The following is a 23,764-nucleotide window of genomic DNA, read 5'->3' as shown; positions in this document are numbered from 1 at the left end:
CCGCGCCCGCCGCGCCCGCCGCGCCCGCCGCGGAGAGGAATTCGCCTGCATCGCCCGAGTGGGTTTGCACGATTTCCTCTTCGCGGCGCAAGGGGTCCCTCGGAAATCGCACAGGGGCGAACTAGGGGTCAGGACGCGCGAGGTCGCGGGACGGCGCGGGGCGGCAGCGCGGCAGGGGCGGCGCGGGGCGGCAGGAATCCGGGCCGGGTCAGGACCTCTGGCCGCTGGCCCCTGATGCCACCGCCTCGGGCGAGAGGTCCAGCCGCCGGAGAAGCTGGGCATTGGCTGCCACGACCACCGTCGACAGCGACATGAGCACAGCGCCCACCGACATCGGCAGAATGAGCCCGATCGGCGCCAGCACGCCCGCGGCGAGAGGTACTGCCAACAGGTTGTAGCCACCCGCCCACCACAGGTTCTGCACCATCTTGCGGTACGTAGCCTCCGAGAGCACGGCCACCGAGACCACGGCCCGCGGATCGTCGGCGGCAAGCACCACGCCGGCCGAGGCGATGGCCACGTCGGTGCCCGCGCCGATCGCGATGCCCACATCTGCCTGGGCGAGGGCGGGTGCGTCGTTGACGCCATCGCCGACCATCGCCACCCGGCGGCCGTCGTCCTGCAGTCGCCTGACGGCGGAGGCCTTGTCCTCGGGTCGGACGCCGGCGGAGTAGTTGTCGATGCCCAACTCCTCGGAGACGGAGGCCGCCACGGCCTCGGCGTCGCCGGTGATCATGTGCACCTCCACGCCGCGGTCATGCAGTGCGGCGACTGCTGCAGCGGACTCGGGGCGGACTTCGTCGACGAGCCGCAGCGCACCGACAACCTGCCGGTCAACCAGCACGTGGAGGACTGTCGCCCCCTCGTCGCGCCACTGCTCGAGATGGTCGGATTCGAGCTCGGAGACGCCCTCCTGCTCGAGCAGGTACGGCCCGCCGACCTGAACAAACTGTCCGTCAACGCGGGCCTCGACGCCCACCGCCGGCGAGGAGCTGAAGTCGCTGGAGGCGGGCAGGCTGAGCTCCCGTTCGGCAGCAGCCGCGACGATCGCCCGCGCCAGCGGATGCTCGGAGTCAGACTCGGCGGCCGCGACAAGGAGCACCACGTCGTCGTCGACCCAGCCCTCTGCCGACTGCACCCCGGTGACGGCCGGTGAGCCCTTGGTGAGGGTGCCGGTCTTGTCGAACAGCACCACGTCCACGGTGCGCATGCCCTCCAGGGCCAGGCGGTCGGTGATGAGCACACCGCGCCGGGCGGCTCGTTCGGTAGCGATGGACACCACCAGCGGAATCGCGAGCCCCAGCGCGTGCGGACAGGCGATCACAAGCACCGTGATTACGCGCGCCACGATCTCCTCCGGCGTACCGAGGAGCCACCAGGCCAGGGCCGTCAACACTGCCGCACCGAGCGCGTACCAGAACAGCCAGGCCGCGGCCCGGTCGGCGATCCGCTGCGCCCGCGACGACGAATTCTGCGCCTCGTCCACCAGGCGCCGGATGCCGGCGAGGGCGGTGTCATCGCCGACCGCGGTCACGCGAATCCGCACACCCGAGTCCGTGGCGACGGTCCCGGCCACCACCTGATCGCCCTCGCCGCGGCGCACCGAGCGGGACTCGCCGGTGATCATGGACTCGTCCATGCTGGCGGAGCCCTGGGTGATCACGCCGTCTGCGGGGACGGAATCGCCCGGGCGGATGATCACCTCGTCGTCGTTCTTCAACTCGGACGGGTCGACGGTCTCCACCTGGTCGCCCACCACACGTTCGGCCTGATCGGGCAGCAGGGAGGCGAGGGAATCCAGCGCGGACCCGGTCTGGGCGAGCGATCGCATCTCCACCCAGTGACCAAGCAGCATAATTACCACCAGCAGCGCGAGCTCCCACCAGAACTCGAGCTCCGGGCCCAGCAGGCCGATCGTCGCGCCCCAGGACGCCAGGAACGCGACCGTGATACCCAGGCTGATCAGCAGCATCATGCCCGGTTGGCGCTCGCGGATCTCGTCCCGGCCGCCCTCCAGGAACGGCTTACCGCCCCAGAAGTACATAAGCGTGCCCAGCGCCGGCGCCACCCACAGGCCCCAGCCGGTGACCTCGTAGCCGAGCAGGTTCGCGAACATCGGCGAGAACGCCACCGTGGGGACGCCGAGCGCCAGCATGATCCAGAACAGGCGCCCGTACATCTGCACGTGATGCGAATGGTCGTGGTGTCCGTGATGCTCGTGGCCCGAGTGCTGGTCGTGGCCCGAGTGCTGCTCTTGGACTGCGTGCTGGTCGTGGTCCGCGTGGTTCATGGCCCCCTGCATTCCTGTTGAGTTACCCCGACCGTGCCACCACAGTGCGGAGACGTCCACCCGGAAGGGTTTGCCCGGGGACGAAGCCGGCCAGCCGGTCGCCCGGTCCGCTCGATTAGTTCGACGACGACGAGGTGCGCGATCTCGTCCGGTGATCTCTGTCGTAGTGCCGACGTACCCTGAGGTGAAGTCGGTCTCGGTCGCTGAGATCCGGACGAGGCGAGCCGGTCCGGGCGTGTGAAACACGGTCATTACGGCACGTCGCCGACTTGCCCCTGAGGAGGGATGACATGGACGAGCCCTACCGCTCCCCCGCCCATGAGCCGGGTGCTGGCGACCGCGCCTATCCGGCCGGACACCACCCCGCCGGACAACACCAGACCCGCGCGTTTGACGCCTACCCGCAGCCCCGGCCCGGCGCCCCCTACTCCCAGCCGCGGCAAGGTGACCCCTACCGGCAGCCTCGGCCAGGTGACCCCTACCGGCAGGCTCGGCCGGGGCAGGATTACGAGCCGCTCGCCCACGAGGGCGGTCTGCCCTACGGGGGCCCGCCGGCCCCGGTGTACAACCCGCCTACGCAGCAGTACATCCCCCAGCATCTGGCGATGCCGCCGCAGTACGCCCCCAACCACTACGGTCCGCCGCAGTACCCGAACCCGTACATGTACCCGCCGCAGCAGATGCAGCAGACGGTTTTCGTGAACAACAACGGCGGGCGCCGCGTCAACCACGCACTACACCTTGTCCTGACCCTCCTCACAGCTGGCCTGTGGCTTCCGATCTGGATCATCCTGGCGATCGCCCACTCGTAGGCGCCCATCCTCGGCCGCGCTCGCTCCCCTTGTTCTACCCCCGGCACCAGATCCGTGAAGTAACGTTCACATCAGAGACGGCGATGCTCCCCAGGGAGATCAGACAGCAGTGGTCTCTCCGTAATGAACATCTGTTCAGAGGGCCGGCTGCTTTCCGAGGGGGCACCATGCGAGATGCGGGCCAGCCGACCTGGCTGACACGCTCGTGCCCGGGTTTAGCCTGCGCAGGATTGCTCCTCACACTGCTGTCGGCACTGTTCTTTCTGGTGCCGATCGGCGCGAGTAGATCCGTGCCCGCCACTACGCCCACCACCAGCTCCACCCAGCTGGATGCCACGCAATCGTCGGGCCCGGAGACGTGGGTCCTGTCGTCCACGGTCGTCTCGTCCACCCCGGCTAACGATCCCGCCGAGGCCACACAGGTCGAAGCCGATGGCCTACGGTCCGCCCCTCGCTCGACTCCGCTGATCATCCAGGTCCCCGCCGACGGCCCCACCACGCAGCCCGCCACGGCACCGACCATCCCCTCGTCCCCCTCGATCACCGGCGCCACGGACTCAGCCGACACCACGGCTTCCACCGCCAATGCCTCTAGCCCCACGTGCTCAGCGCTCAAGCCCCAGCGGCCGCGCCCCGGCCGTATCTCGGTGCCGCCCGGTGACGTGGGCTCCTCTGGCGGACAGGGCAACCCGTTCCTCGAGACCGCCTGCAAGAACTGAGGCTGCTGCGGCACCCGTTGCAGCCGCTGCCCAGTGTTCTCCTGCTCAGTGCTCGAATTCGGGCGGTGCCTCCAAGAAGGGCCGCAGTTCCAGCCATTCGCGGATCGGCTCGCCGCCAGCACCCGGCGCCTCCGACAGTTCCGCCGCGAGTTCCAGGGCTCGCTCGTAGGTGGCCACGTCGATGACCATCCAGCCGGCAACCAGGTCCTTGGACTCGGCGAACGGACCCTCGACGAGCGCTGGCCTGCCCGGCCCGTCTGACCGGACCCAGGTGCCGGACTCGGAGAGAGCGCTGGCCTCCACGAACTCGCCGGATTGCTCGAGCCTGCCGGCGAAGTCGTTCATGTACGTGATGTGGGCGGTCACCTCCCGGGGCGCCCACTCGCTCATGGGCACGTTGTTCGGCGGATCGGGCGCGCCCCGGTAGTGCTTGATCAGTACGTACTTGGCCATGGTTGAACTCCTCTGCTGTGTCCGGTGCCGGAAGCCCGGCGAGTGTTGCCGAGGGCCTAGAGCTGGATGATCGGTTTCCCGTCGGTGCCGAGCAGCACGGTGAGTCCGCCCGAGTACCCGCCGGAACGCCAGAGATAGCAGACCCCGGTATGGGTGTCGCGGAAGATCTCCAACTTGTCCATCATGCTGATCGATTCGGAGTGGATCTTCTCGAAGCGCTTGTCTTTCTTGGCCATGGCCACATGGTGTCACCCCGCGACCGGGGACCACTGTGAAACTCGTTTCAGGGCATCGGCTAAAGTTCTTTCTCGCAGCGCAGACGCCTTCGAGGTGTAGGTGCGCGATGCGGATGTGGCGCAGCTGGTAGCGCATCACCTTGCCAAGGTGAGGGTCGCGGGTTCGAATCCCGTCATCCGCTCAACGTGAGGTCCCCCAGCCACAACTGGCCGGAGTCGGGACCTTCTACGACGCCTAGTGGTCGGTGCTCCCTCCGTTACTGGCGTTCTACTGGTGGGTGATTGCCGACGCCGGCGTGAACGACACCCGCTGGTGGCTCCTGACGGCCATCCTGCTGGCGTGGGCGATTCGCCTCACCGCCAACTGGGTCCGCACGTTCCCCGGGCTGCACCACGAAGACTGGCGCTACCAGCTCATCCGCGACCGTGCCGGGCGGTTCGAATTCCCCGCCGACCTCATGAGCACTCACCTCTTTCCGACGCTGCAGGTGTTCGCCGGACTCATCCCCGTCTACGTGGCGGCCACCCGCGCCGGTGAACCGCTCGGCCCGCTAGACATCATCGCGTTTGTCGTGGGCGTCGCCGCCCTGGCTTTGGAGACCATCGCCGACCTGCAGCTGCAGCGCTTTGTGGCCACCCGCGGGTCCGGCCAGGTCATGCAGACCGGTGTGTGGTCGTGGTCGCGCCACCCGAACTACGTGGGCGAATTCGGTGTCTGGCTGTCGATGGGACTCTTCGGACTGGCCGCCTGGCCGGGCGCGTGGTGGGTGTTCGCCGGTGCGGCCACAATGCTCGCGATGTTCCTGCTCGCCAGCATCCCGCTGATGGAAAATCGCAGCCTCGAGCGCCGGCCCGAGTACGCCGAGGTCATGCAGCGCGTGTCCAAGTTCATTCCGCGACCGCCCAGGAAGGGCGCGCCGGCGTCGTCGTCGTCACCGTCGTCGTCACCGTCGTCGTCATCGCCGTCATCGCCCCGGGACCCCGCCGCCCGCGCCGCCCGCACCTCCGAACCGCGCCCGAACCGCGCATGAGTCGTCCCCGCGTCGTCATCGTGGGCCTCGGCGACACTGGCGTGCTCAGCGCGATCGCACTCCACAAGCACGCCGACGTGGTGGGCATCACCTCAAAAGCAGAGTTCGTCAGCGGCCAGGAACTCGGGCTCAGACTGGCCCGGCCGCGGGCGTGGGAGCGGGACTACCGCATCGCCTACGGCAGGTTCCGCGGGCTTGATCGGACGCGCATCGTGCACGGCAGCGCGACGGACCTGGACACCGAGTCGCGGCTCGTGCGCGTCACCCTGCCGGACGGCTCGACGGTGGAGGAACCGTACGACGTCGTCGTGGTGGCCAGCGGCGTCACCAACGGATTCTGGCGCCACCCCACCCTCCAGGACGCGACAGGCCTCGACGCCGACCTCGCCTCACCCCACCAGCGCATCGCGGCGGCCACCTCGGTGGCGGTGGTCGGCGGCGGCGCGGCGGCGGTGAACGCGGCCGCGCAGATCGCCGAACGGTGGCCGACCACAAAGGTGAATCTGTACTTCCCCGGGGAGCGCGCACTCCCCCATCACCACCACCGGGTCTGGCAGCGGGTGCGTGCGCGCCTCGAACGCCTCGGCGTGGGCCTGCACCCCGGTCACCGCGCCGAGCTTTCCGAACGCCACGACTCCCGCCAGCTCACCGGCGGGCCGGTCACGTGGTCAACGGGGCAGCAACCGACCAGCGCCGACATGGTGCTGTGGGCGATCGGCCGAGTCACGCCCAACACCTCGTGGCTTCCGGGCGAGATGCTCGACGAGCGAGGATTTGTCAACGTCGAGCCGACTCTGCAGGTCACGGGCTTTCCCGGAGTCTTCGGGGTGGGCGATGTCGCCGCCACCGATCCGCTGCGCACGTCGGCCCGCAACCGCGGGCACGTCCTGCTTGCGCGCAACATCCGCGCGCACCTCGCCGGAGGCCCATTGCACGACTACCGGCCTCCGCGCCGTCGATGGGGCTCTGTGCTGGGTCCGCAGCGCGACGGCCTCATCGTCTTTGCCCCCACCGGCCGTGGTTACCGCGTCCCCGCGCGGGCGTCCGACATCGTGCTGCAGCGGCTCATCACCCGCCAGGGGATTTACGGAGGGGTGCGGCGCCGGGCGCGGTCATGAGGACAAGAACAAGAACCAGAACGACGACGACGACGCGGCTCGCTAGGACTGGCCCGCGCGCGGGTTGCCCTTCTGCAGACGGTCGATGTGTTCGGACGCCTCAGCCTTGGTCAGTGTGGCCGGGAGTTCCTCGCCGGCTTCCCGGGCGAGGGTGTCGAGGTAACTCTTTTGCGCCTCGGTCATGGGCTCGTCGCCGGTGACCCAGTCGTCGGGGTCCCGCTGTAGCGAGCCGTCGCCGGTGCTGCGCCCCTCGGGGACGGGCGCGCCCAGGGTCTCGCCCTCTCGGTCCCGGTGTGAATCATTCGTCGGGTTAGTCATGCCCGCACGCTACGCCCGGGCCGCTGGTCGGACCACCGCCCGGCGCCGCGCGGCCGTCCGAAATCATGCTGCAGCGACTGAGTACCCACTAGAAGATCTAGGTTTGGGGCAGCGGCCGCACAAGGAGAACTGATGACCATTACCTACGCGCTTCCCGACCGTGATCTCGACGGGCCAGACTTCGCTTTTGAGGACGAGCCCAACCTCCACCGCGTCCTTGAGCGGCTGCGCCAGACCAGGCCCTACGCGGTGGTGCCCTTTGCCGGGATGAACGCTGTGCTCCTGCTGACGCACGACCTCGTCTCCGCCGCGTTCCGGGACGAGGCCACCTTCCCCGCCTCCGCGATCTACCCGATCACCACCGGCCCCGTCCTCGGCAAGACGCTGCAGTGCATGGCGGGAGAGGAGCATCGCCGCAATCGCACCCTCATCTCGCCCCGCTTCCGCCGTCGGCAGGTCAGCACCTACATCGAGTCGCTCATCCAGCCCCTGGCGGACGAGCTGATCGACCGCTTTGCCGACCGCGGCAGCGCCGACCTCGTCGCCGAGTTCACCACGCGATATCCGGTGATGCTCATCAGCAGACTGATGGGCCTGCCCGTCGAGGATGAGGACTCGATCCGGACCTGGGCACACGACTTGTTCATGTTCCCCTTCAACCGCGACGCCGCGATGCGCGCGTCCAAAGAGTTCACGGAGTTTGTCACCCCGATCATCGCCGAGCGTCGCCGACACCCGGGCGAGGACCTCATCTCCGCGCTGGTGTCCGAGGAGATCGACGGGGAAACCCTCGACGGCGAGGAGATCTTGGCGTTCCTCCGGCTACTCTTTCCCGCCGGCGCCGACACCACGATGCTGGCGCTGGGCAACACCCTGTCTGCACTGTTGACCCACCCCGACCAGCTGGAGCTACTGCGCTCCGACCCGGCCGCGTTCACCACCCAGGCGGTGTGGGAGGGACTGCGCTGGGAGCCGCCGGTCGGACTCCACCCGCGGATCTGCCCGGCGGATACCAGCTGGCAGGGCATCGACATCCCCGCCGGGACGTTCATGATCTTCTCCATCAACGCCGCCAACCGGGACCCGGCGGTCTATACCGATCCGCACACGTTCGACATCACCCGCACGGACCAGGCCACCCTCTCCTTTGGTCAGGGACCACACAGCTGCGCGGGCACCTGGCTCGCGTTGACCGAGATGACCACCGCTCTAGGCGCGCTCATAGACAGGCTGCCCGGACTGCGACTGCAACCCGGCGCCGACGCCACGGTCACCAGCCAGATCGGCACCGCGCTTCGCGGACCCGACGAGCTCCGGGTCGAGTGGGACAACTGAACGCGAGACCTCAGCGTCACCCAGCCTCAACCAAGCTGCCCAGAACCCCGGGGCCACCAGCTAATGTCAGGCTGAGACGTGGTCCACGTCACACTCAGGGGGATGCCGTGAACTTGTACCGGGTACGCACCGCCGCGACGGGGGTTGCCCGTCTGGCAACACTTCCGGACGCCGACAAACGCTCGGCGATCGACGCGTTCAAATTCTTCCAGCGCATGCAGGCCGGCGAGGAGACCGAGACCGCGGACGAGACGCGGGCCGTGGCGGACTACTACAAGGTCCTCAACAACCTGCTCTCGGTGTTCGACCTGGAGAAGCTCTACATCCCGCCGATGCTCGACCCCAAGCAGGGGCTGTACGGCAACCAGATCCTGCTGGAGCAGGACCTCGTGCGCGACCTCGCGCTCGCCGAGCCAGCCTCCTCCCACCTGCTCGACATGGGCTGCGGTCGCGGCCGGATCGCCCACCACGTTGCCACCATGACCGGCGGCCAGGTCTCCGGGTACAACATCGATCCCAATCAACTCGAGAACGCCGATCAGTGGGCGGCGCAGACGGGCATGAGCGACCGGCTGCACTTCACCTGGGGAGACCACCACCGCCCCCTCGACTACGCCTCGGAATCCTTTGACGGCTGCTTCTCCGTCCAGGCCGTGTGGCCGTTCTTCAAGAAGGACGAACTCGACGACCACGCCCGCGAGATGTACCGGATCCTCAAGCCGGGAGCGCGCTACGCCTGCTCGGAGTATCTGCTGACCCCGTTCTTCGACTGGGATAACGACGAGCACGTCGCGCTGCACAAGCGCTACCTGCCCACGCTCGCGGCCACGCAGTCCATGTATCCGGCGGACGTGTGCGCGGCACTGGAGCGGGCGGGATTTCGGATCGTGCTCTCGGCGCCGTCTCGAAGCGAGGCGTGGCCGTTGTGCGATCAGAAGGCCGCGCTCATCCACCGCGGCCGAATGGCGGTCCGCGCGCTGGAGAAGGTTCGCGTGTTGCCCCCCTGGGTGGAGGAATCACTGGATTTGCTCCAGACCGGGGGCGAGGCCTGGAACGAGGCGGAACGGGCGAAGATCGCCGACCTCAACTGGCGGATCATCGCGGAGAAGGTCTAATCCGTCGCCAGCCATGGCGCGAGTCGCATCGAATGAGGAATGGCAGTCCGGCTAGAGTTCTGCAGCGGGAATCCGAACCCGGAGGAGGAACTGGTGCTCGAGCCCTGCTCCGATAGTGGATACCTGGCCCGGCATGTCGCGGCGTGCTACTCGTCGGGCTTCACGTTCGATCCGGCTGCGCCCGGTGTGATCGTCGTTGGACTAGACCTGACCGGTAGCTTTTCCAGCGCCTACGGGTTCGTCGAAGCCGAGCAGATCAGGTCCGCTGGCCTGTCTATGCTGCGGGCCGCGCTCGGAGAGCGTGCGGTAGCACTGCCCGGCCCCGTGGATCGAACCCTGATAGCGCTCTTCGACACCGAGATCAGTGACCCCGCCGAGGTCGCGGCGGCCCTGCTGGAGCAACTCTCGCTTCCTCTACCTGTGTCCGGGCACCAGCGTTTCGTACAGTCCCGGGTGGGAATGGCAACCGCGCTGAAGACCGGAACTTCGGACCCTGACCTTCTACTGCGCGCGGCGTACGCAGCCGCCCATCAGGCTGCCGAGTCCGGTGTTCACCTCCACGAGGCCACTGACTCGACACTCCCTCAGATCTGGGAGACGTCGGAGCTGCGTACCGCGATGGCACAGGCTGCCAGAGCCGACTTCGAGATGCACTATCAGCCGATCGTCGATCTCTACGATGCCCGGACCCTGGGATATGAGTCCCTGCTGCGGTGGCGCCGCGGCAACACGCTGCTCACTCCGCCGGCGTTTCTACCGGCCGCCGAGGAGACCTCGCTGATCATGCCGATCGGACGGGCCGGAACGCGTGCGGTGGTCGGGCAACTCGCCCTATGGAACAGCGAGCGGCCGTCCGACCCGTTGTTCATGTCGATCAATTACTCTGTGCGACAACTGGCGGATCCGTCCCTCCTCGCAAGCATCCAACGATCCCTGGATGAGCACGCGGTCTCCCCTTCCTCACTCTGGGTAGAGGTCACCGAACGCGACATCATCGATGCCGAGTCCCCGGCTGTGCGGACGATCGAGGCGCTCGCCGCGATGGGGTGCGTGATCTGCATAGACGACCTCGGAACCGGTTTCGCGGCCCTGCGCTACCTGGCGGACCTGCCGGTGAGTGTGGCCAAGATCGACCGGTCACTGGTGCACATGGCCGCGGATCCATCTATCCGGAAAATCGTTAGCGCCGTGTGCGATATCTCCCGGTCATTGGGGATTGTCACCGTGGCCGAAGGGGTGGAGAACGAGGATCAGATCCCCGTTCTACGCGACATCGGTTTCACCCATGCGCAGGGGTATTACTTCGGCCGCCCCGCTCCGGCTGCCACCATCACCGCTCGATAAGGGCCGTCGGTGCGGCTCACCTAGCGATGAACGCGCCACCTACCGGCCCGGACTCTCCCGATGAGCACACGAGTGATCACCTTTAACATCGGCACGGAAACCTCTTGCACTTATAGATAATCAGTATATCCTCACTTCATATGGCGCGGACGGGTGTAAGAAGACCCGGTTCCGCGCAGGGGGGTGAAGCGCACCGATGAGGGGCCGACTTTTACGACACCTGGGCACCCGACGTGTGCCCGTCCGACCGGAGCGATCAGCGAACCGTCGTCGGCCACCGGCCGGGGACGTCTGACATGGCTATCCGTAGTGCGGCCATTGTTCCCACGCGCCGCAAGCGCATTCGTCTGTCACGCCACGGGTCCGATCTCGTTCTGGCGGGGCTGGACATCGCCGTCACCAGAGCCGTCTTGGCGGCAATCGTGGACACCCTCGCGGGGGCGGTGGCGGGCGCCCTGGTGGTGGTCCTGGCCGTGGAATTGTCCGGAAACTACCGTTCCCTCATTACCCTTTCAGCGCTCAACGACGTTCCCAGACTTGGGGCGGCCGTGCTGGTAGGCGCCCTGATTATCGAGTTCGCCCGGGGCGGGGGCAAGCCGGTTGCAGAGCTGCTCCTCATGACCACCTGCGTATTTTTGGCGCTCACCTTCACCCGCAGCGCCTATTACGCTACAGTTCGCCGACGCCGGCGCCAGTCTCCTGCGGCCAGGCGACGAACCATCATCGTGGGGGGCGGCAAGGTCGCTGCCGAACTCCTGGACGGTATCCGGGAGTTTCCCGAGCTCGGCCTGGAAGCGGTCGCCGTGATCGATTCGGACCCGTTGCTCGACGTCAGCCCGCTGCCCGTACCCGTCCTCGACCGTCCGCTCAACGAGGTCGTGACGCAAATGGACGTACACACGGTGATCGTGGCGTTCCGCCACAGTCCCGATTCCACCCTCGTGTCCCCCCTGCGGCAGTGCGACGACCTGGACTGCGAGATCTTTCTGGTGCCGCGCGTGTACGAGTTCGTTCACCTCAGCTCGGATATGGATCGGATCGACACCATTCCGCTCATCAGGGTTCGCCGGCACATCTATCGGACGTGGTACTGGACGACCAAGCGATTCTTCGACGTCACGGTGGCCGGGGTCGCGCTCTTGGTACTCGCCCCCGTGCTCGCGCTGATCGCGCTGGTGGTGGCGGTGTCCGATCCCGCTTCGCCGATCCTGTTCCGGCAGATTCGGGTGGGACGCGGCGGCCGTGAGTTCGTCCTGTACAAGTTTCGCTCGATGCGCTCGGTCTGCGATATGGATTCCGACACTGACTGGCATTCCGAGGACCGGATCAATCCGTTCGGGCGATTCCTTCGCACCTACTCACTCGACGAGCTGCCCCAGCTGTGGAACGTCGTGCGAGGGGATATGGCGCTGGTCGGGCCGAGACCGGAGCGCCCACATTTTGTCGAGCAGTTCGTCCGCAGTGTCCCCTCGTACCAAGATCGCCATCGGGTACCCGTCGGGCTCACCGGGTTCGCGGCAATCCACGGTCTGCGCGGAGACACGAACATCGGCGACCGCGTCCTCTATGACAATTTTTACATCCAGAACTGGTCCGTCTGGCTCGACGTGAAAATCCTGCTCCTCACCGCCAGAGCGGTTCTCGGGCGAACGGGCTCATGAGAATGCGTCTGCAGGTCTGGGAGAGGTACGACGCCCGATCCGCCGCCGTCCTTGTCAGTAGCTGCGGGGGCCTGCTCCTTCCTCTTCTCGCCGTAGCCAGCCCGGAACTTTTCCACGCGGGCGCGGTATCGATACTCATCTCAGTATGGGTGTGTGCGGTCATCCTGTTCGTCTTCACGCTCCGAGTGGGCAGGTTGACTGACCTCCAGTTCAGGGTGGTCGGCATCGCCGCCATGGTCGGCCTGGCGATCTCGGCGTTTATCGTGACCGACCCGGCCGTCGCCCCGGCTTTCGTCGCGCTACTGTCCGCCATGCCCGCCATCGCCGCAATGTCCTCGCCCAGGCGAACAACCATCGGGGTCACGGTCGCAGCATTGCTTCTCGCCACGGGTTTCTCCGTTTTCTGGTCGACTTCACTCGTCGCCCGACTTGTGGCCGTCGGCGCGTCGCTCCTCACGGTCTCGATACCGGTGGCACTGGTGGCGACCCTCCGAAGCTCACTGGAGTTCGCGATGAGGAAAGTGGAGCGCCTCGGAGAAATTGACCCACTCACCCACGCGCTGAACCGGCGCGGCCTGACCCGCCGACACGCGCGAGTATTCGAGAACTGCGTTCACCGTGGCCTGCAGGTGGGCTTTCTCCTCATCGATGTCGACCACTTTAAGTCCGTCAACGACTCGCGTGGGCACGCCGCCGGTGACCGGGTGCTCGTGAATTCCGTAGCTATCATTTCCGCCGCTGCCCCCTCCAACAGTCTGGTGAGCCGCATCGGCGGCGAGGAGTTCGTGGTGATGTTCGCAACCGAGAACAAGGTGGACGCCAGCGCCGCCGCGGAGCGCATCCGGTCGGCGGTCGCCGAGGGAGGCGAGGTGACGGTGAGCATCGGTGTCGTGGTCGCATCGATCGTCACGGAGACCGCAGGCGCCCCGAACGCCTCCACAATCATCGACGAGCTCACCCGGCAGGCGGACCTCGGCACCTACGTGGCCAAGTCTCTCGGACGAGACCGGGTCGTGTTACGTCCTTCGCCCACGATCTCCTGGACACCGGGGCTCCAGGACGAGACCATCGGCACAACGATCAGCCCGGCAATCGATAACCCGTCGCGCTCGCGGGCCGGACAGCAGTTCGAACCTCGGCGGCAGGCGGCAGAGGAAGTCGTCGGATCGCGAAGGTGTGCTCTCACGCTGGACAGTCTGCGGAATCGATATCTCGCTTCCCCTCTGCGGGCACTCACGGTATACGCTTTGCGCAGCTACGGCGATCGGGAACCCGGTGAGACTCCGGGGCGGCCCTCGCCACTGTAAGCGGTGATGTCGCCGGTCCTTCATGCCACTGCTCGCGCTCCTCGTGCGGGTGGGAAGGCGGACCGGTGGCGGTCCGGCCCCTCTCATCGAGGTGGGCCGGGGGAATCGTGAGTCAGGAGACCGGCCGTGGCTGCCACCACGATTGTCCGCGAGGTGACGGGCAGAAAGGTTTCAACAGATGCATATCGCAGAGGGTTTCCTGCCTTCGGCGCATGCCGCGGCATGGACGGTCGTCGCGGCGCCGTTCGTGATCCACGGCGCGCGTGAGGTCATCAAGACAGTCCGTAAGACGCCGGAGGCGGGTGTTCTCCTCGGTGTCGCCGGGGCGTTCACGTTTGTCATGTCGGCCATCAAGCTCCCGTCGGTGACGGGCTCGAGCTCGCACCCCACGGGGACCGGGCTGGGCACGATCATCTTCCGACCACCCGTCATGGCGTTCGTCGCCACGGTCGTGCTCCTGTTTCAGGCCTTACTGCTCGCCCACGGCGGGATCACCACGCTGGGCGCAAACGTCTTCTCCATGGGAATCGCCGGCCCGTGGGCCGCCTACGGGGCGTTCGTCCTGTGCCGACGGCTCACCGTGCCCCTTCTAGGGGCGGTGTTCGTCGCCGCATTCCTGGCCGACCTCGTCACCTACATCACCACCAGCGCCCAGCTCGCGCTGGCGTTTCCGAGCGCCGAGCACGGACTCTGGTACTCGATGGGTGAGTTCCTCGCCGTCTTCGCCCTCACCCAGATCCCGCTCGCGATCGTCGAGGCGCTCATCGTGGTGGTGATCGTCAGCGTGCTGATGCGCATCGCCTCGCACGAGTTGGACCTGCTCGGATTCTTCCGCCGTGCGCGCCTCACAGGTGCCGGCGACCACGCGTCCGCCACGGACGCGGGTGCGGGTGCCGGCGACGCCCACGTCGAGATCGCGGAGGAGGCACGATGACCCGCCACAAGCACGCCAATATCTGGATCCTGGTCGGGCTGATCGTCGCCGCCTGCGCGATCGCCGTGTTCTCGTTGATCTACGGCACGGGCGCCGGCGGTGCTTTTGAGGGTGCCGACGGTCAAGCCGAAGGCACTATCGGCGAGGTCTCACCGCAATACGAGCCCTGGTTCGAGCCCCTGGTGCCCGAACTGCCCAGCGAGGTCGAATCCGGGCTGTTCGCCCTGCAGGCGGGCATCGGTGGCGGGATCGTGGGCTACGGCCTCGGAGTACTGCGGACCAGGACCCGGCTGCGGCGGGAGTACGCCAGCGCTGCGGCAGCGGCACCTGCTGCATCCCCGGGGCCGGCCGCGGATCCCGCCGCGCACTAGGTGAACCCCCTCGAACTGGCGGCCTCGCACAACCGGTGGACCGGCTACTCGGTCGCTGAGAAGCTCCTGCTCTTCGGTGGTCTGCTGGTGGCGGCACTACTCGTGCCGCCACCGGTGGGTCACGGGGTGATCCTCGCCATCTGCGCTATCTGCGCGCTGGTCCTGGCCCGGGTGCCTGCGCGGGTCTACATCCCGGCCCTGCTCGCGCCCGTGGTTTTTTTGATCCTGGGCGTCGGCCCCCTGATCTTGGACGTGGTGAACTGGCGCCTCGTGGTGGACCCCGCCGGGGTAGACACCGCGTGGCGCACGATCAGCCGGGCGATTGCCGCGACCGCCGCCACCATCACGCTGGCCTGCACCACGCCCGTCGCGGACCTGCTGGCCTCCGCGCGGCGGGCCGGACTGCCCGCCCCGCTGGCACACGTCGTGGACACGACGTATCGACTCATCGGAATCCTCATCGGCACCACCCGCACCCTGCGTCAGGCCCACGAACTTCGACTGGGCAACCGGACCGCCCGCTCCGCGATCAGTTCGGTAGGCACCCAGTTCGCGTCGGTTTTCGTGCTGGCGGTGACGCGTGCTCGCGCGATCGACGACGCGATGTCGCTGCGGGCCGAGCGGGGCGAGACCGCGGTCTTGGCCACCGCGCGACCGGTCTCCCCCGCTCGCGTGGCCGTGTTCGCGTTTGTCCTGGTGGCCGTCGCAATTGTGGGGGTGATGACATGACCATCCTGTCGCTCACCGGTGGCCGTTTCTCCTACCGGCGCGCCGATACGACGGGCGCACGCCGACACACCGTGCTCGACGGCGTGGACCTGGCTGTCTCTGCCGGGGCGCGGATCGCGCTGCTCGGCGGGAACGGCAGCGGCAAAACCACTCTGATGCGGCTGTTGGTGGGACTCGCCCAGCCCGACGCCGGGGCGCTCGAACTCGACGGCGCGGAGGTCCGGGATCGGCGTGCGGACCGGGTTCGTCTGCGGGAGTCCGTGCAGATGGTGCTCCAAGAGCCCGAGGACCAGATCTTTGCCACCTCCGTGCGCGCCGACGTCTCCTTTGGCCCCGTCAATCTGGGGCTCGGGCCCGACGAGGTGACGCGCCGGGTCGACGACGCCTTGGCCTCGTTGGCGATCTCAGACCTCGCGGATCGTGTCCCTCACCACCTGTCGTTCGGCCAGCGCAAGCGGGTGGCGTTGGCCGGGGCGTTGGCGATGCGACCCCGCGTCCTGCTGCTCGACGAACCGACCGCCGGACTCGACCCGCTCGCCTGCGACGACCTGATCGCCGAGCTCAACGCCCTCCACCAGAAGGGCACCGCGATCGTCATGGCCACCCACGATGTAGATCTCGCGTGGGCCTGGGCCGATGAGGCCGTGGTACTCGCCGGGGGCAGCCTCACGCGCGGGCCGGCCCACGACGTGCTGCGCGATCAGGAATTGCTCGCCTCGGCCAGGCTGAAGCCCCCGTGGGGCGCCTCGGTCTCGCAGAGCCTGGGCCGGACGGTCCTCAGCCCGGGCGACGTCTGACCCGGCACCCGTGGGTCAGACCCGGGCGAGTTCGCTGGCGTCGCTGCCGGGTGCCGCGGGAGCCGGTGCCGGCGGGGTCGCGGGTTCGGTGTGATGGTCGATGGTGGTCCGCAGCGGCTTGATGCGGTCGATGAGCATCACCAGCACCAGCGAGATCACTCCCACGATTGCGAAGGTAAGCAGGTGGCCGGGCACGACGTCGCCGTCGAAGTACAGGATCGACCGTATCGACTCGACTGCCGCCGGCATAGGCAGGTAGTCGTGCAGGATGCGGAAGATCGTCGGTTCCATATAGATCGATAGTGCTCCGTTGGATGACGGGACCCCGAGGAACATCAGGACTCCCACCACTGGGATCACCGCGAGCATCCCGAGGAGTCTCTCGAGTACCGCCGAGAACATCGCCACGCAGAAGATCGCGATGGCTCCGACACCGAGCAGTGGCCAGAAGTGTTCGGAGATCGCCCCGGTGATGGGGCCGGCGATGAGCCACACGAACCCGGACATGACGACCGCATACACGGCGGTGATGGGGAGCAACCGGCGCAGGGGCCGGCTCGTGGGGGCCGCGTTGGCGCCCACCACGATCACGAGGAATCCGGCGAGGATCCACCCCATGGCGATGTACATGCTCACGTTCCCTGCGCTGTCGGAGGTGGGTAGCGGAGCGACGTCCTCGGTGACGAGGTCCACCTGCTGCCCGCTGGCCACTTGAGCGAACACCTGGCTGACGATCTGCTGCGCGGGGCTTCCACCGGCTTCGTTGACGAGCAGGGTGGCCGCGGGCGCCCCGGGCGTCGGCAGAACAAAAGCGCCCACGACCTCGCGAGCAGCGACCCGCTCACGGGCCTGCTCGGTGGTGGCGACAGCATCCAGGTCAAACAGGCCCTCCATCTGCGAGTTGAGCCCGTCGATGGTCTGCTGCGCCTGCTCGATGGTGGTCCCGACCACCGCGACGGGCATCTCGCGCGGGGTCGGTTTGTCCATCGCGCCAAGCATCACCGAGATCATCATGCCGACCATGAGGAAGGGGAAGAGGAACAGCGACGTGTAGCGCCAGAACCGGCTGCGCGGACGGGGGCCACCGTGCAGGGACGGCATGGAGATCACCACCGGATCCGGCGAGGGGTTTTTACGTTCGCGCCGACGGTCCACAAGGACGGTCGCACCGAGACCCGCGGTGGCGCCGAGCGCCAGCACTACAAGGTGCGGCAGGACCCCGGCCCCGTCGAAGTAGAGCACCGATCGGAGGGCCTCACCAGTGGCTGGGGTGGGCAGAAACGCGTGGAGGACCGGGTACAGCGACGGCAAGGTGTAGATGGACATGCCCATGTTCGATGCGGGTATGCCGAGCGCCATGAGGAACAGCATCCCGACCAGCACTGCCATGGCGCCAAAAATGCGGGTCAAGAACAATTGCACGCTGCCGATGGCGAACACTGCCAGCCAGGAAATCGCAAGCACCTGGGCGGTGTGACCGTGGACGACCCCGAGAAGCGGGCCGGTGACCACCCACACCAGGGCCGCGACGATCGCTGACCACGCGGCGAGCAGTGGAACCGCGCGACGGAATCTGAGCAGTTCCGGGGAGTTGGAGACCACGACGCTGAACGGGAGGTATCCCGCCAAAGCCAGCGCGGTGGCCATGAACATGGCTCCCAGCCCGGACATGTCGGTATCCGGGAGCGGGGCGAGGTCCTCGGCCGTGACCGTCATCCCCTGCGCGAGGGCGTGCGGGGTCACGATCGACGTGACCACCGAACGCTGGGAGGCGCCCGCACCGCCGGCGGTGTAGAGGGTCGCGGTGTCGCCGTCCAGGGAGACGGCACCGGCAACCTCGCGATCGATCACCAATCGGCGGGCCTGCCCTGCGTCCTCGACGACCCTGGTCTCCACCGCTCCCGGGTCGGCATTCTCGAGGGATTCCGCGAACGGCGCGGCCTCGGTGACAGCGCCGGCCACGACGATCGGCATGTTGTTGGGGGCCGGTGAGTGCATGGCCCCGAGGTAGCCGGTGATCATCATGCCGACCATGAGGATCGGCATGACGAACAGCGCCGCGTACCGGCCCACCATCTCCGCCTTTTCCTTCTTCAGGGCGGCTGCGGCCTCGGACGTTGCGCTCAACTGGGTCTCCTCACAAAAGAATGGTGCGACTTCTCGAGATTACGACACTTGGCGTAAAACTCTGGCACTCTGTGATCAGATCCACGCGACGGGGGATCAACGACGCCGACCGGATCGGCCGAGAGCAGGAGGCGATCGTGGGGCAGCGCAGCGACAAGGCGCAGGAGGCATTGATGGATTCGGCGGAGGAGCTCTTCGCCCGACACGGCATCGATGCGGTATCGCTTCGGCGAATCACCGAACGCGCTGGCACGGCCAATCATTCGGCGGTCACCTACCACTTCGGCAGTCGGGACGGGCTCGTCCGCGCGTTGATCAACCGTCATCTCGAGTCGGTGGCGGAGCGCCGCGCCGAGTTGGTTGCGGCTCTGGGTACCGATCCGGAGTTTCACGACGTGGTGGCATGCAGGATCTTGCCGTGGGTCGAGCAACTCGATTCGCTACCCGTACCCAGCTGGCGGGCCCGGTTCCTCGCCCAAGTCCGCCAGACCCCCTCGCTCGAGTCGGTCCTCGCGACAAGCCCGAATGACACCGGGGAGCTCGATGACCTGGTGACCCGGATGTCGCAATTCTCGACTGGAGTTTCCAGCGAGGTGTTGCGCGCCCGAATCGGAATCCTCAGCCACCTGGTGTTCGGTGCCTGCGCCGAGTACGAGGCCCAGCGCCAGGACCAGACTGCGAAGGGCAGCTGGCTGGACGTCGGCTACTTCCTCATTGACTCGATCGTGGGCCTGCTCACCGCACCGCAGACCCGGCGCGGGGAGTATCTCCTGCGCTTCTCCACGCCGCCGCTGCTCTAGCTCTCGGATACGCGCCCGGACCGGTGGTCACGCGCGGTGTCAGGGCGGGGTAAAGATCCCCGGCCGGGGCGTCAAGAGTGCGTAAACGCCCCTACCGGGCGCAGGTTTTAGGCAGGACGCTCAAGGGGCAGTGTCGGCGACCGCCGCACCGATCTCTAGAGAAAGCGACTGCCCTGCGATGCTCGATATCGCCTACCTCGCGCTGATGTTGGCCTGCATGGCCGGCTGCGTTGGGGTCATCGACCGGCTGGCCCGGTCGGAGAAGTTGGTGCCCGCCGCCAGCGGCACACCCGCCGCCAGCGCACCCGCCCCACACACCGCGACTGCGCCGGAGGGCGAGCGATGACCGTCGCGGGCGTCACGTCCGTGCTGCTCATCGCGATCGCTATAGCCCTGCTCGGCTACCTGCTGGCCGCGCTGATGGATCCGGAGCGGTTCTCATGAGCCCCGCGATCGCGGCCGGACTGCAGGTCGCCGCCCTGCTCGCGCTTCTGGCCTGCCTGTACGTCCCGCTCGGCGACCACATGGCGCGGGTCTTCTCCAGCGAGCGCGATCTGAAGGTGGAGCGCCTAGTCTACCGCGTTCTGCGGGTGGACGCGCGGCGCGAGCAGACGTGGCGGGTCTACGCGCTGAGCGTGATCGCGTTCTCCGCGCTCAGCTTCCTGGCGCTCTACGCCCTCCAGCGCGCGCAGCATCTGCTGCCGTCGATGGGTACCGATCACGTCGCCGTCGACCCGCCCATGGCCTTCAACACCGCGGCCTCGTTCGTCACCAACACCAACTGGCAGTCCTACCTCCCCGAGGGGTCCCTGACCAACCTCACCCAGATGGCCGGGCTGACGGTGCAGAACGTGGTCTCGGCGGCCGTGGGCATCTGCGTAGCCATAGCTGTGGTCCGCGGCCTATGCCGGGTCCGCACCGACGAGATCGGCAACTTCTGGGTGGACCTCACCCGCGCGATCATCCGGGTACTGCTCCCGGTGAGCATGGTGTTCGCCGTGCTGTTCCTCAGCCAGGGGGTCGTTCAGTCCTTCGGCAGCGGCGCCGCGGTCACCGCCCTGGACGGCACCGCGCAGACCATTGCCACCGCCCCTGCGGCGTCCCAGGAGGCCATCAAGCTGCTCGGAACCAACGGCGGCGGCATCTTTGGCGCCAACTCGGCGCACCCGTTCGAGAACCCCACCCCGGTCGCGAACCTCCTGTCGATCCTGGCGCTGCTGTGCATCCCGGTGTGCCTGACCCGCACGTTCGGCACGATGCTCGCCCGCTCGGGCGCCGGAAGCCGCGCGCACGGGCTGACGATCCTCGGCGTGATGGCCGGACTCTGGGCCAGCATGCTCGCGGTAGTCACCTGGGCCGAGTACCACGCGGTGGGAGTGGCCGCGGGTGCCGCCGGCGCGCAATTGGAGGGCAAGGAGGTCCGCATGGGCATTCCCGGCTCCACCCTGTTCGCCGTGTCCACCACGGGAACGTCCACGGGCGCGGTCAACTCGGCCCACGACAGTTACTCGGCGCTCGGCGGCGGCGCACTGATCCTCAACATGCTCTTCGGTGAGGTCGCGCCCGGCGGTGTGGGGACCGGTCTCTACGGGATCCTGGTCCTGGCGGTGCTCGCGGTGTTCGTGGGCGGACTGCTGGTCGGCCGGACCCCCGAGTTCCTGGGCAAGAAGATCGGCCGCCGCGAGATCACATGCGCCAGCCTCTCGCTGCTGGTCATGCCCGTACTGGTGCTGACCGGCGTCGCGGTGACCGCGCTGCTTCCCGCCGCGCTCGACGCCCAGGGCAACAGCGGCGACCCGGGCTCGCCCAACGCCGCACACGGGTTGAGCGAATACCTCTACGCTTTTGCCTCCGCCGCCAATAACAACGGCTCGGCGTTCGGTGGCCTCACCGTCACCGACCACTGGTTCCAGGCCGCGCTGGGCGTGGTCATGATGCTCGGTCGGTTCCTGCCGATCATCCTGGTCCTGGCTATGGCGGGCGCGTTCGCCGCACAGTCCCGGAGCACGCCCGGACCCGGCACCCTGCCGACCAACCGGCCCCTGTTCGCCGGTCTGCTCGCCGGCGTGATCCTGCTGGTGGCCGCTCTCACGTTCCTACCCGTCCTGACCCTCGGACCCATCGCGGAGGCACTCCAGTGACCGCATCGCCCACCCTTGACGACCCCCGACCGGCCCGGCGCAACCCGTCCGCGGCCCCGCTAACCCGGACTCTGGGCGCCGCCCTGCCCACAGCTGTGCGCAAACTCAACCCGCGGCACCAGGCGCGCAATCCTGTGCTGTTTGTGGTGTGGGTCGGCTCGCTGCTCACCACCGTGCTGGCCGCGATGGACCCGAGCGTGTTCAGCTGGGCGACCGCCGCGTGGCTGTGGGCCACCGTCCTGTTCGCCAGCCTCGCCGAGGCCGTGGCGGAAGGCCGCGGGCAGGCCCAGGCCGACAGTCTGCGCGCGATCACCCGGGAGACCACGGCCCGCGTCCTCCGAGGCCCCGGCAGCCCCGGCAGCCCCGAGACCGTGCCGTCGAGTGAACTACGGATCGGCGACCTGGTGGAGGTGGTCGCGGGCGAGACCATCCCCGGCGACGGCGACGTGGTGGAAGGCATCGCCACCGTGGACGAGTCGGCCATCACGGGCGAGTCCGCGCCGGTGATCCGCGAATCCGGCGGCGATCGCAGCGCCGTGACCGGAGGGACCGTGGTGCTGTCCGACAGGATCGTCGTGCGCATCACCTCCTCCCCCGGTGAGTCCTTTGTGGACCGCATGATCGCGCTGGTGGAGGGCGCTGAGCGCCGCAAGACGCCCAATGAGATCGCCCTGGACATCCTGTTGGCGATGCTCACCATCGTCCTGCTGGTGGCCGTGGTGGCATTGGGCCCGATGCTCGCCTACTCCGGCGGCCAGGTCGACCCCATCCGGCTGATCGCCCTGCTGGTCTGCCTCATCCCCACCACCATCGGGGCCCTGCTCTCCGCCATCGGCATCGCCGGCATGGACAGGCTGGTCCAGCACAACGTTCTGGCCCGATCGGGGCGGGCGGTGGAGGCCGCCGGCGACATCGACACCCTGTTGTTGGACAAGACCGGCACCATCACGTTCGGGTCCCGCCGCGCCGTGGCTGTGTACCCGGCCGACGGGTCGACCTCCGAGGAGGTCACCCGGGCCGCGCTGCTGGCCAGCCTGACCGACGAGACGCCGGAGGGTCGCAGCATCGTCGAACTGTGTACTCGGGAAGTCGGCCCGGCCGACCACACGCTGCCCCACGACGCGGTCACCGTGGCGTTCTCCGCCCACACCCGCCTCTCGGGCGTCGACCTGCCCGCCGGAGCCGGCCGCACCCGCCGGATCCGCAAGGGCGCGTCCGATTCGGTATTGGCATGGCTGGACCAGCTCGGCGGCCGGGCGCCCGACGGCGTTCGCGCCACCGTGGAGACCGTGGCGCGCCGGGGTGCGACCCCCCTCGTCGTCGTCGATGTCACCACCCTCGACGGTGGGGACGACGACAACGACGACACCGTGATCGACTCCGATCCCGTGGTCGGAGTGCTGCAGCTCGCGGATGTGGTCAAGCCGGGTATGCGGGAGCGGTTCGCGGAGCTGCGTGCAATGGGGATCCGCACGGTCATGATCACCGGGGACAACCCGATCACGGCCGCGGCGATCGCGGAGGAGGCCGGGGTCGACGACTTCCTGGCCGAGGCCACCCCGGAGGACAAACTGCGCCGCATCCGCGAGGAGCAGTCGGGCGGCAGGTTGGTCGCCATGACCGGCGACGGCACCAATGACGCCCCCGCCCTCGCGCAGGCCGACGTGGGCGTGGCCATGAACACCGGCACCACGGCCGCCAAAGAGGCCGGCAACATGATCGACCTCGACTCGGACCCCACCAAGCTCATCGCGATCGTGGGCATCGGCAAGCAGCTGCTCATCACGCGCGGCGCGCTCACCACCTTCTCGCTGGCCAACGACCTGGCCAAGTACTTCGCCATCCTGCCCGCCCTGTTCGTGGGGGTGTTCCCGCAGCTCGAGGTGCTCAACGTGATGCGGCTGGCCAGCCCGGAGTCGGCCATCCTGTCCGCGGTGATCTTCAACGCACTAGTGATCGTCCTGCTGGTGCCGCTCGCTCTGCGGGGCATCCGGTACCGGGCCGGCTCGGCCGCGTCTCTCCTGCGGCGCAACCTCCTGATCTACGGCGTGGGCGGCATCGCGGCCCCCTTCGCCGGGATCTGGCTCATCGACCTCCTCATCCGCCACCTGCCCGGGATCGCGTGA

General features: G+C 67.9%; 23 protein-coding genes, 1 tRNA gene, 1 pseudogene and 1 riboswitch. Of the genes and pseudogenes, 19 read left to right on the top strand and 6 right to left on the bottom strand.

Annotated elements, in window-relative coordinates; translation table 11 throughout:
• Positions 1-208: 208 nt before the first annotated feature.
• A complete protein-coding gene (locus ON04_RS07695) occupies positions 209-2,290 on the bottom strand; it encodes a heavy metal translocating P-type ATPase (protein ID WP_010541023.1) in 2,082 nt (693 codons plus the stop codon).
• Between the two features lie 290 nt (positions 2,291-2,580).
• On the opposite strand from ON04_RS07695, the gene ON04_RS17045 reads away from it, so the two are divergent.
• Together ON04_RS17045 and ON04_RS07685 are read left to right on the top strand one after the other, a co-directional pair.
• Positions 2,581-3,102, top strand: coding sequence for a hypothetical protein (locus tag ON04_RS17045; RefSeq protein ID WP_010541022.1), 522 nt, complete (start codon positions 2,581-2,583; stop codon positions 3,100-3,102).
• A gap of 230 nt (positions 3,103-3,332) precedes the next feature.
• Positions 3,333-3,821 (top strand): hypothetical protein, encoded by a 489-nt coding sequence (locus tag ON04_RS07685; RefSeq protein WP_010541021.1) that lies wholly within the window; start codon positions 3,333-3,335, stop codon positions 3,819-3,821.
• A gap of 45 nt (positions 3,822-3,866) precedes the next feature.
• On the opposite strand, the gene ON04_RS07680 is transcribed toward ON04_RS07685, so the two are convergent.
• On the bottom strand, positions 3,867-4,274 hold the full coding sequence (locus tag ON04_RS07680) for a YciI family protein (protein ID WP_010541020.1): 408 nt from the start codon (positions 4,272-4,274) through the stop codon (positions 3,867-3,869).
• A 56-nt stretch (positions 4,275-4,330) separates the two neighbouring features.
• Positions 4,331-4,510, bottom strand: a complete 180-nt coding sequence (locus ON04_RS07675) for a DUF6440 family protein (protein WP_029458016.1) — start codon at positions 4,508-4,510, stop codon at positions 4,331-4,333.
• A gap of 109 nt (positions 4,511-4,619) precedes the next feature.
• Here ON04_RS07675 and ON04_RS07670 point away from each other — a divergent pair.
• The 3 genes from ON04_RS07670 (at position 4,620) to ON04_RS07660 (ending at position 6,659) form a co-directional block, all read left to right on the top strand.
• Positions 4,620-4,692 (top strand) — tRNA-Gly (locus tag ON04_RS07670).
• A gap of 63 nt (positions 4,693-4,755) precedes the next feature.
• The gene (locus ON04_RS07665; protein WP_010541018.1) at positions 4,756-5,541 is read left to right on the top strand and encodes a DUF1295 domain-containing protein; all 786 of its coding nucleotides are present in this window, start codon (positions 4,756-4,758) and stop codon (positions 5,539-5,541) included.
• On the top strand, positions 5,538-6,659 hold the full coding sequence (locus tag ON04_RS07660; protein ID WP_010541017.1) for an FAD-dependent oxidoreductase: 1,122 nt from the start codon (positions 5,538-5,540) through the stop codon (positions 6,657-6,659). Before ON04_RS07665 ends, ON04_RS07660 begins: the two co-directional genes overlap by 4 nt.
• 42 nt (positions 6,660-6,701) lie before the next feature.
• Here the strand turns inward: ON04_RS07660 and ON04_RS07655 are convergent, their stop codons facing one another.
• Positions 6,702-6,977, bottom strand: a complete 276-nt coding sequence (locus tag ON04_RS07655) for a DUF3072 domain-containing protein (RefSeq protein ID WP_010541016.1) — start codon at positions 6,975-6,977, stop codon at positions 6,702-6,704.
• Between the two features lie 132 nt (positions 6,978-7,109).
• On the opposite strand from ON04_RS07655, the gene ON04_RS07650 reads away from it, so the two are divergent.
• The 4 genes from ON04_RS07650 (at position 7,110) to ON04_RS07635 (ending at position 12,432) form a co-directional block, all read left to right on the top strand.
• Positions 7,110-8,312: a cytochrome P450 gene (locus ON04_RS07650; RefSeq protein WP_010541015.1), complete on the top strand. Its 1,203-nt coding sequence runs from the start codon at positions 7,110-7,112 to the stop codon at positions 8,310-8,312.
• Between the two features lie 107 nt (positions 8,313-8,419).
• A complete protein-coding gene (locus ON04_RS07645) occupies positions 8,420-9,427 on the top strand; it encodes a class I SAM-dependent methyltransferase (protein WP_010541014.1) in 1,008 nt (335 codons plus the stop codon).
• Between the two features lie 39 nt (positions 9,428-9,466).
• Positions 9,467-10,771 carry an EAL domain-containing protein gene (locus ON04_RS15950; RefSeq protein ID WP_010541013.1) on the top strand — a complete coding sequence of 435 codons (1,305 nt, stop codon included), beginning with the start codon at positions 9,467-9,469 and terminating at the stop codon, positions 10,769-10,771.
• 296 nt (positions 10,772-11,067) lie between these two features.
• Positions 11,068-12,432 carry a sugar transferase gene (locus ON04_RS07635; protein ID WP_010541012.1) on the top strand — a complete coding sequence of 455 codons (1,365 nt, stop codon included), beginning with the start codon at positions 11,068-11,070 and terminating at the stop codon, positions 12,430-12,432.
• Here ON04_RS07635 and ON04_RS17040 read toward each other — a convergent pair.
• Positions 12,395-12,820 (bottom strand): hypothetical protein, encoded by a 426-nt coding sequence (locus ON04_RS17040; RefSeq protein WP_238529262.1) that lies wholly within the window; start codon positions 12,818-12,820, stop codon positions 12,395-12,397. The genes ON04_RS07635 and ON04_RS17040 overlap by 38 nt on opposite strands.
• On the opposite strand from ON04_RS17040, the pseudogene ON04_RS17035 reads away from it, so the two are divergent.
• The 5 genes and pseudogenes from ON04_RS17035 to ON04_RS07610 all read left to right on the top strand — a co-directional run.
• Positions 12,744-13,391, top strand: a pseudogene (locus ON04_RS17035) (GGDEF domain-containing protein); the annotation flags it as partial. The gene ON04_RS17040 and the pseudogene ON04_RS17035 overlap by 77 nt on opposite strands.
• Before the next feature lie 260 nt (positions 13,392-13,651).
• Positions 13,652-13,882: riboswitch (cobalamin riboswitch) on the top strand.
• 35 nt (positions 13,883-13,917) lie between these two features.
• Positions 13,918-14,673: an energy-coupling factor ABC transporter permease gene (locus tag ON04_RS07625; RefSeq protein ID WP_010541010.1), complete on the top strand. Its 756-nt coding sequence runs from the start codon at positions 13,918-13,920 to the stop codon at positions 14,671-14,673.
• Complete coding sequence (locus ON04_RS07620) at positions 14,670-15,044, top strand: energy-coupling factor ABC transporter substrate-binding protein (protein ID WP_010541009.1); 375 nt, start codon at positions 14,670-14,672, stop codon at positions 15,042-15,044. The genes ON04_RS07625 and ON04_RS07620 overlap by 4 nt, the downstream gene beginning before the upstream one ends.
• Positions 15,045-15,773, top strand: coding sequence for a cobalt ECF transporter T component CbiQ (gene cbiQ / locus ON04_RS07615; protein WP_010541008.1), 729 nt, complete (start codon positions 15,045-15,047; stop codon positions 15,771-15,773).
• Positions 15,770-16,570 (top strand): energy-coupling factor ABC transporter ATP-binding protein, encoded by an 801-nt coding sequence (locus ON04_RS07610; RefSeq protein WP_010541007.1) that lies wholly within the window; start codon positions 15,770-15,772, stop codon positions 16,568-16,570. The genes cbiQ and ON04_RS07610 overlap by 4 nt, the downstream gene beginning before the upstream one ends.
• A gap of 15 nt (positions 16,571-16,585) precedes the next feature.
• On the opposite strand, the gene ON04_RS07605 is transcribed toward ON04_RS07610, so the two are convergent.
• Complete coding sequence (locus ON04_RS07605; protein ID WP_010541006.1) at positions 16,586-18,697, bottom strand: ABC transporter permease; 2,112 nt, start codon at positions 18,695-18,697, stop codon at positions 16,586-16,588.
• Between the two features lie 71 nt (positions 18,698-18,768).
• Here ON04_RS07605 and ON04_RS07600 point away from each other — a divergent pair, with 71 nt between their 5' ends.
• The 5 genes from ON04_RS07600 to kdpB all read left to right on the top strand — a co-directional run bounded on the left by ON04_RS07600 (position 18,769) and on the right by kdpB (position 23,764).
• Positions 18,769-19,497 carry a TetR/AcrR family transcriptional regulator gene (locus ON04_RS07600; RefSeq protein ID WP_050815295.1) on the top strand — a complete coding sequence of 243 codons (729 nt, stop codon included), beginning with the start codon at positions 18,769-18,771 and terminating at the stop codon, positions 19,495-19,497.
• Between the two features lie 178 nt (positions 19,498-19,675).
• Positions 19,676-19,843: a hypothetical protein gene (locus ON04_RS16720; RefSeq protein WP_158217832.1), complete on the top strand. Its 168-nt coding sequence runs from the start codon at positions 19,676-19,678 to the stop codon at positions 19,841-19,843.
• Positions 19,840-19,941: a K(+)-transporting ATPase subunit F gene (kdpF, locus tag ON04_RS16190; RefSeq protein ID WP_081477151.1), complete on the top strand. Its 102-nt coding sequence runs from the start codon at positions 19,840-19,842 to the stop codon at positions 19,939-19,941. Before ON04_RS16720 ends, kdpF begins: the two co-directional genes overlap by 4 nt.
• On the top strand, positions 19,938-21,638 hold the full coding sequence (gene kdpA / locus ON04_RS07590) for a potassium-transporting ATPase subunit KdpA (RefSeq protein WP_010541004.1): 1,701 nt from the start codon (positions 19,938-19,940) through the stop codon (positions 21,636-21,638). The genes kdpF and kdpA overlap by 4 nt, the downstream gene beginning before the upstream one ends.
• Positions 21,635-23,764, top strand: a complete 2,130-nt coding sequence (kdpB, locus tag ON04_RS07585) for a potassium-transporting ATPase subunit KdpB (RefSeq protein ID WP_010541003.1) — start codon at positions 21,635-21,637, stop codon at positions 23,762-23,764. Before kdpA ends, kdpB begins: the two co-directional genes overlap by 4 nt.

Source organism: Dietzia alimentaria 72 (assembly GCF_000226215.1).
Taxonomy (GTDB): Bacteria; Actinomycetota; Actinomycetes; order Mycobacteriales; family Mycobacteriaceae; genus Dietzia; species Dietzia alimentaria.
This window is presented reverse-complemented; position numbering and strand designations above follow the sequence as displayed.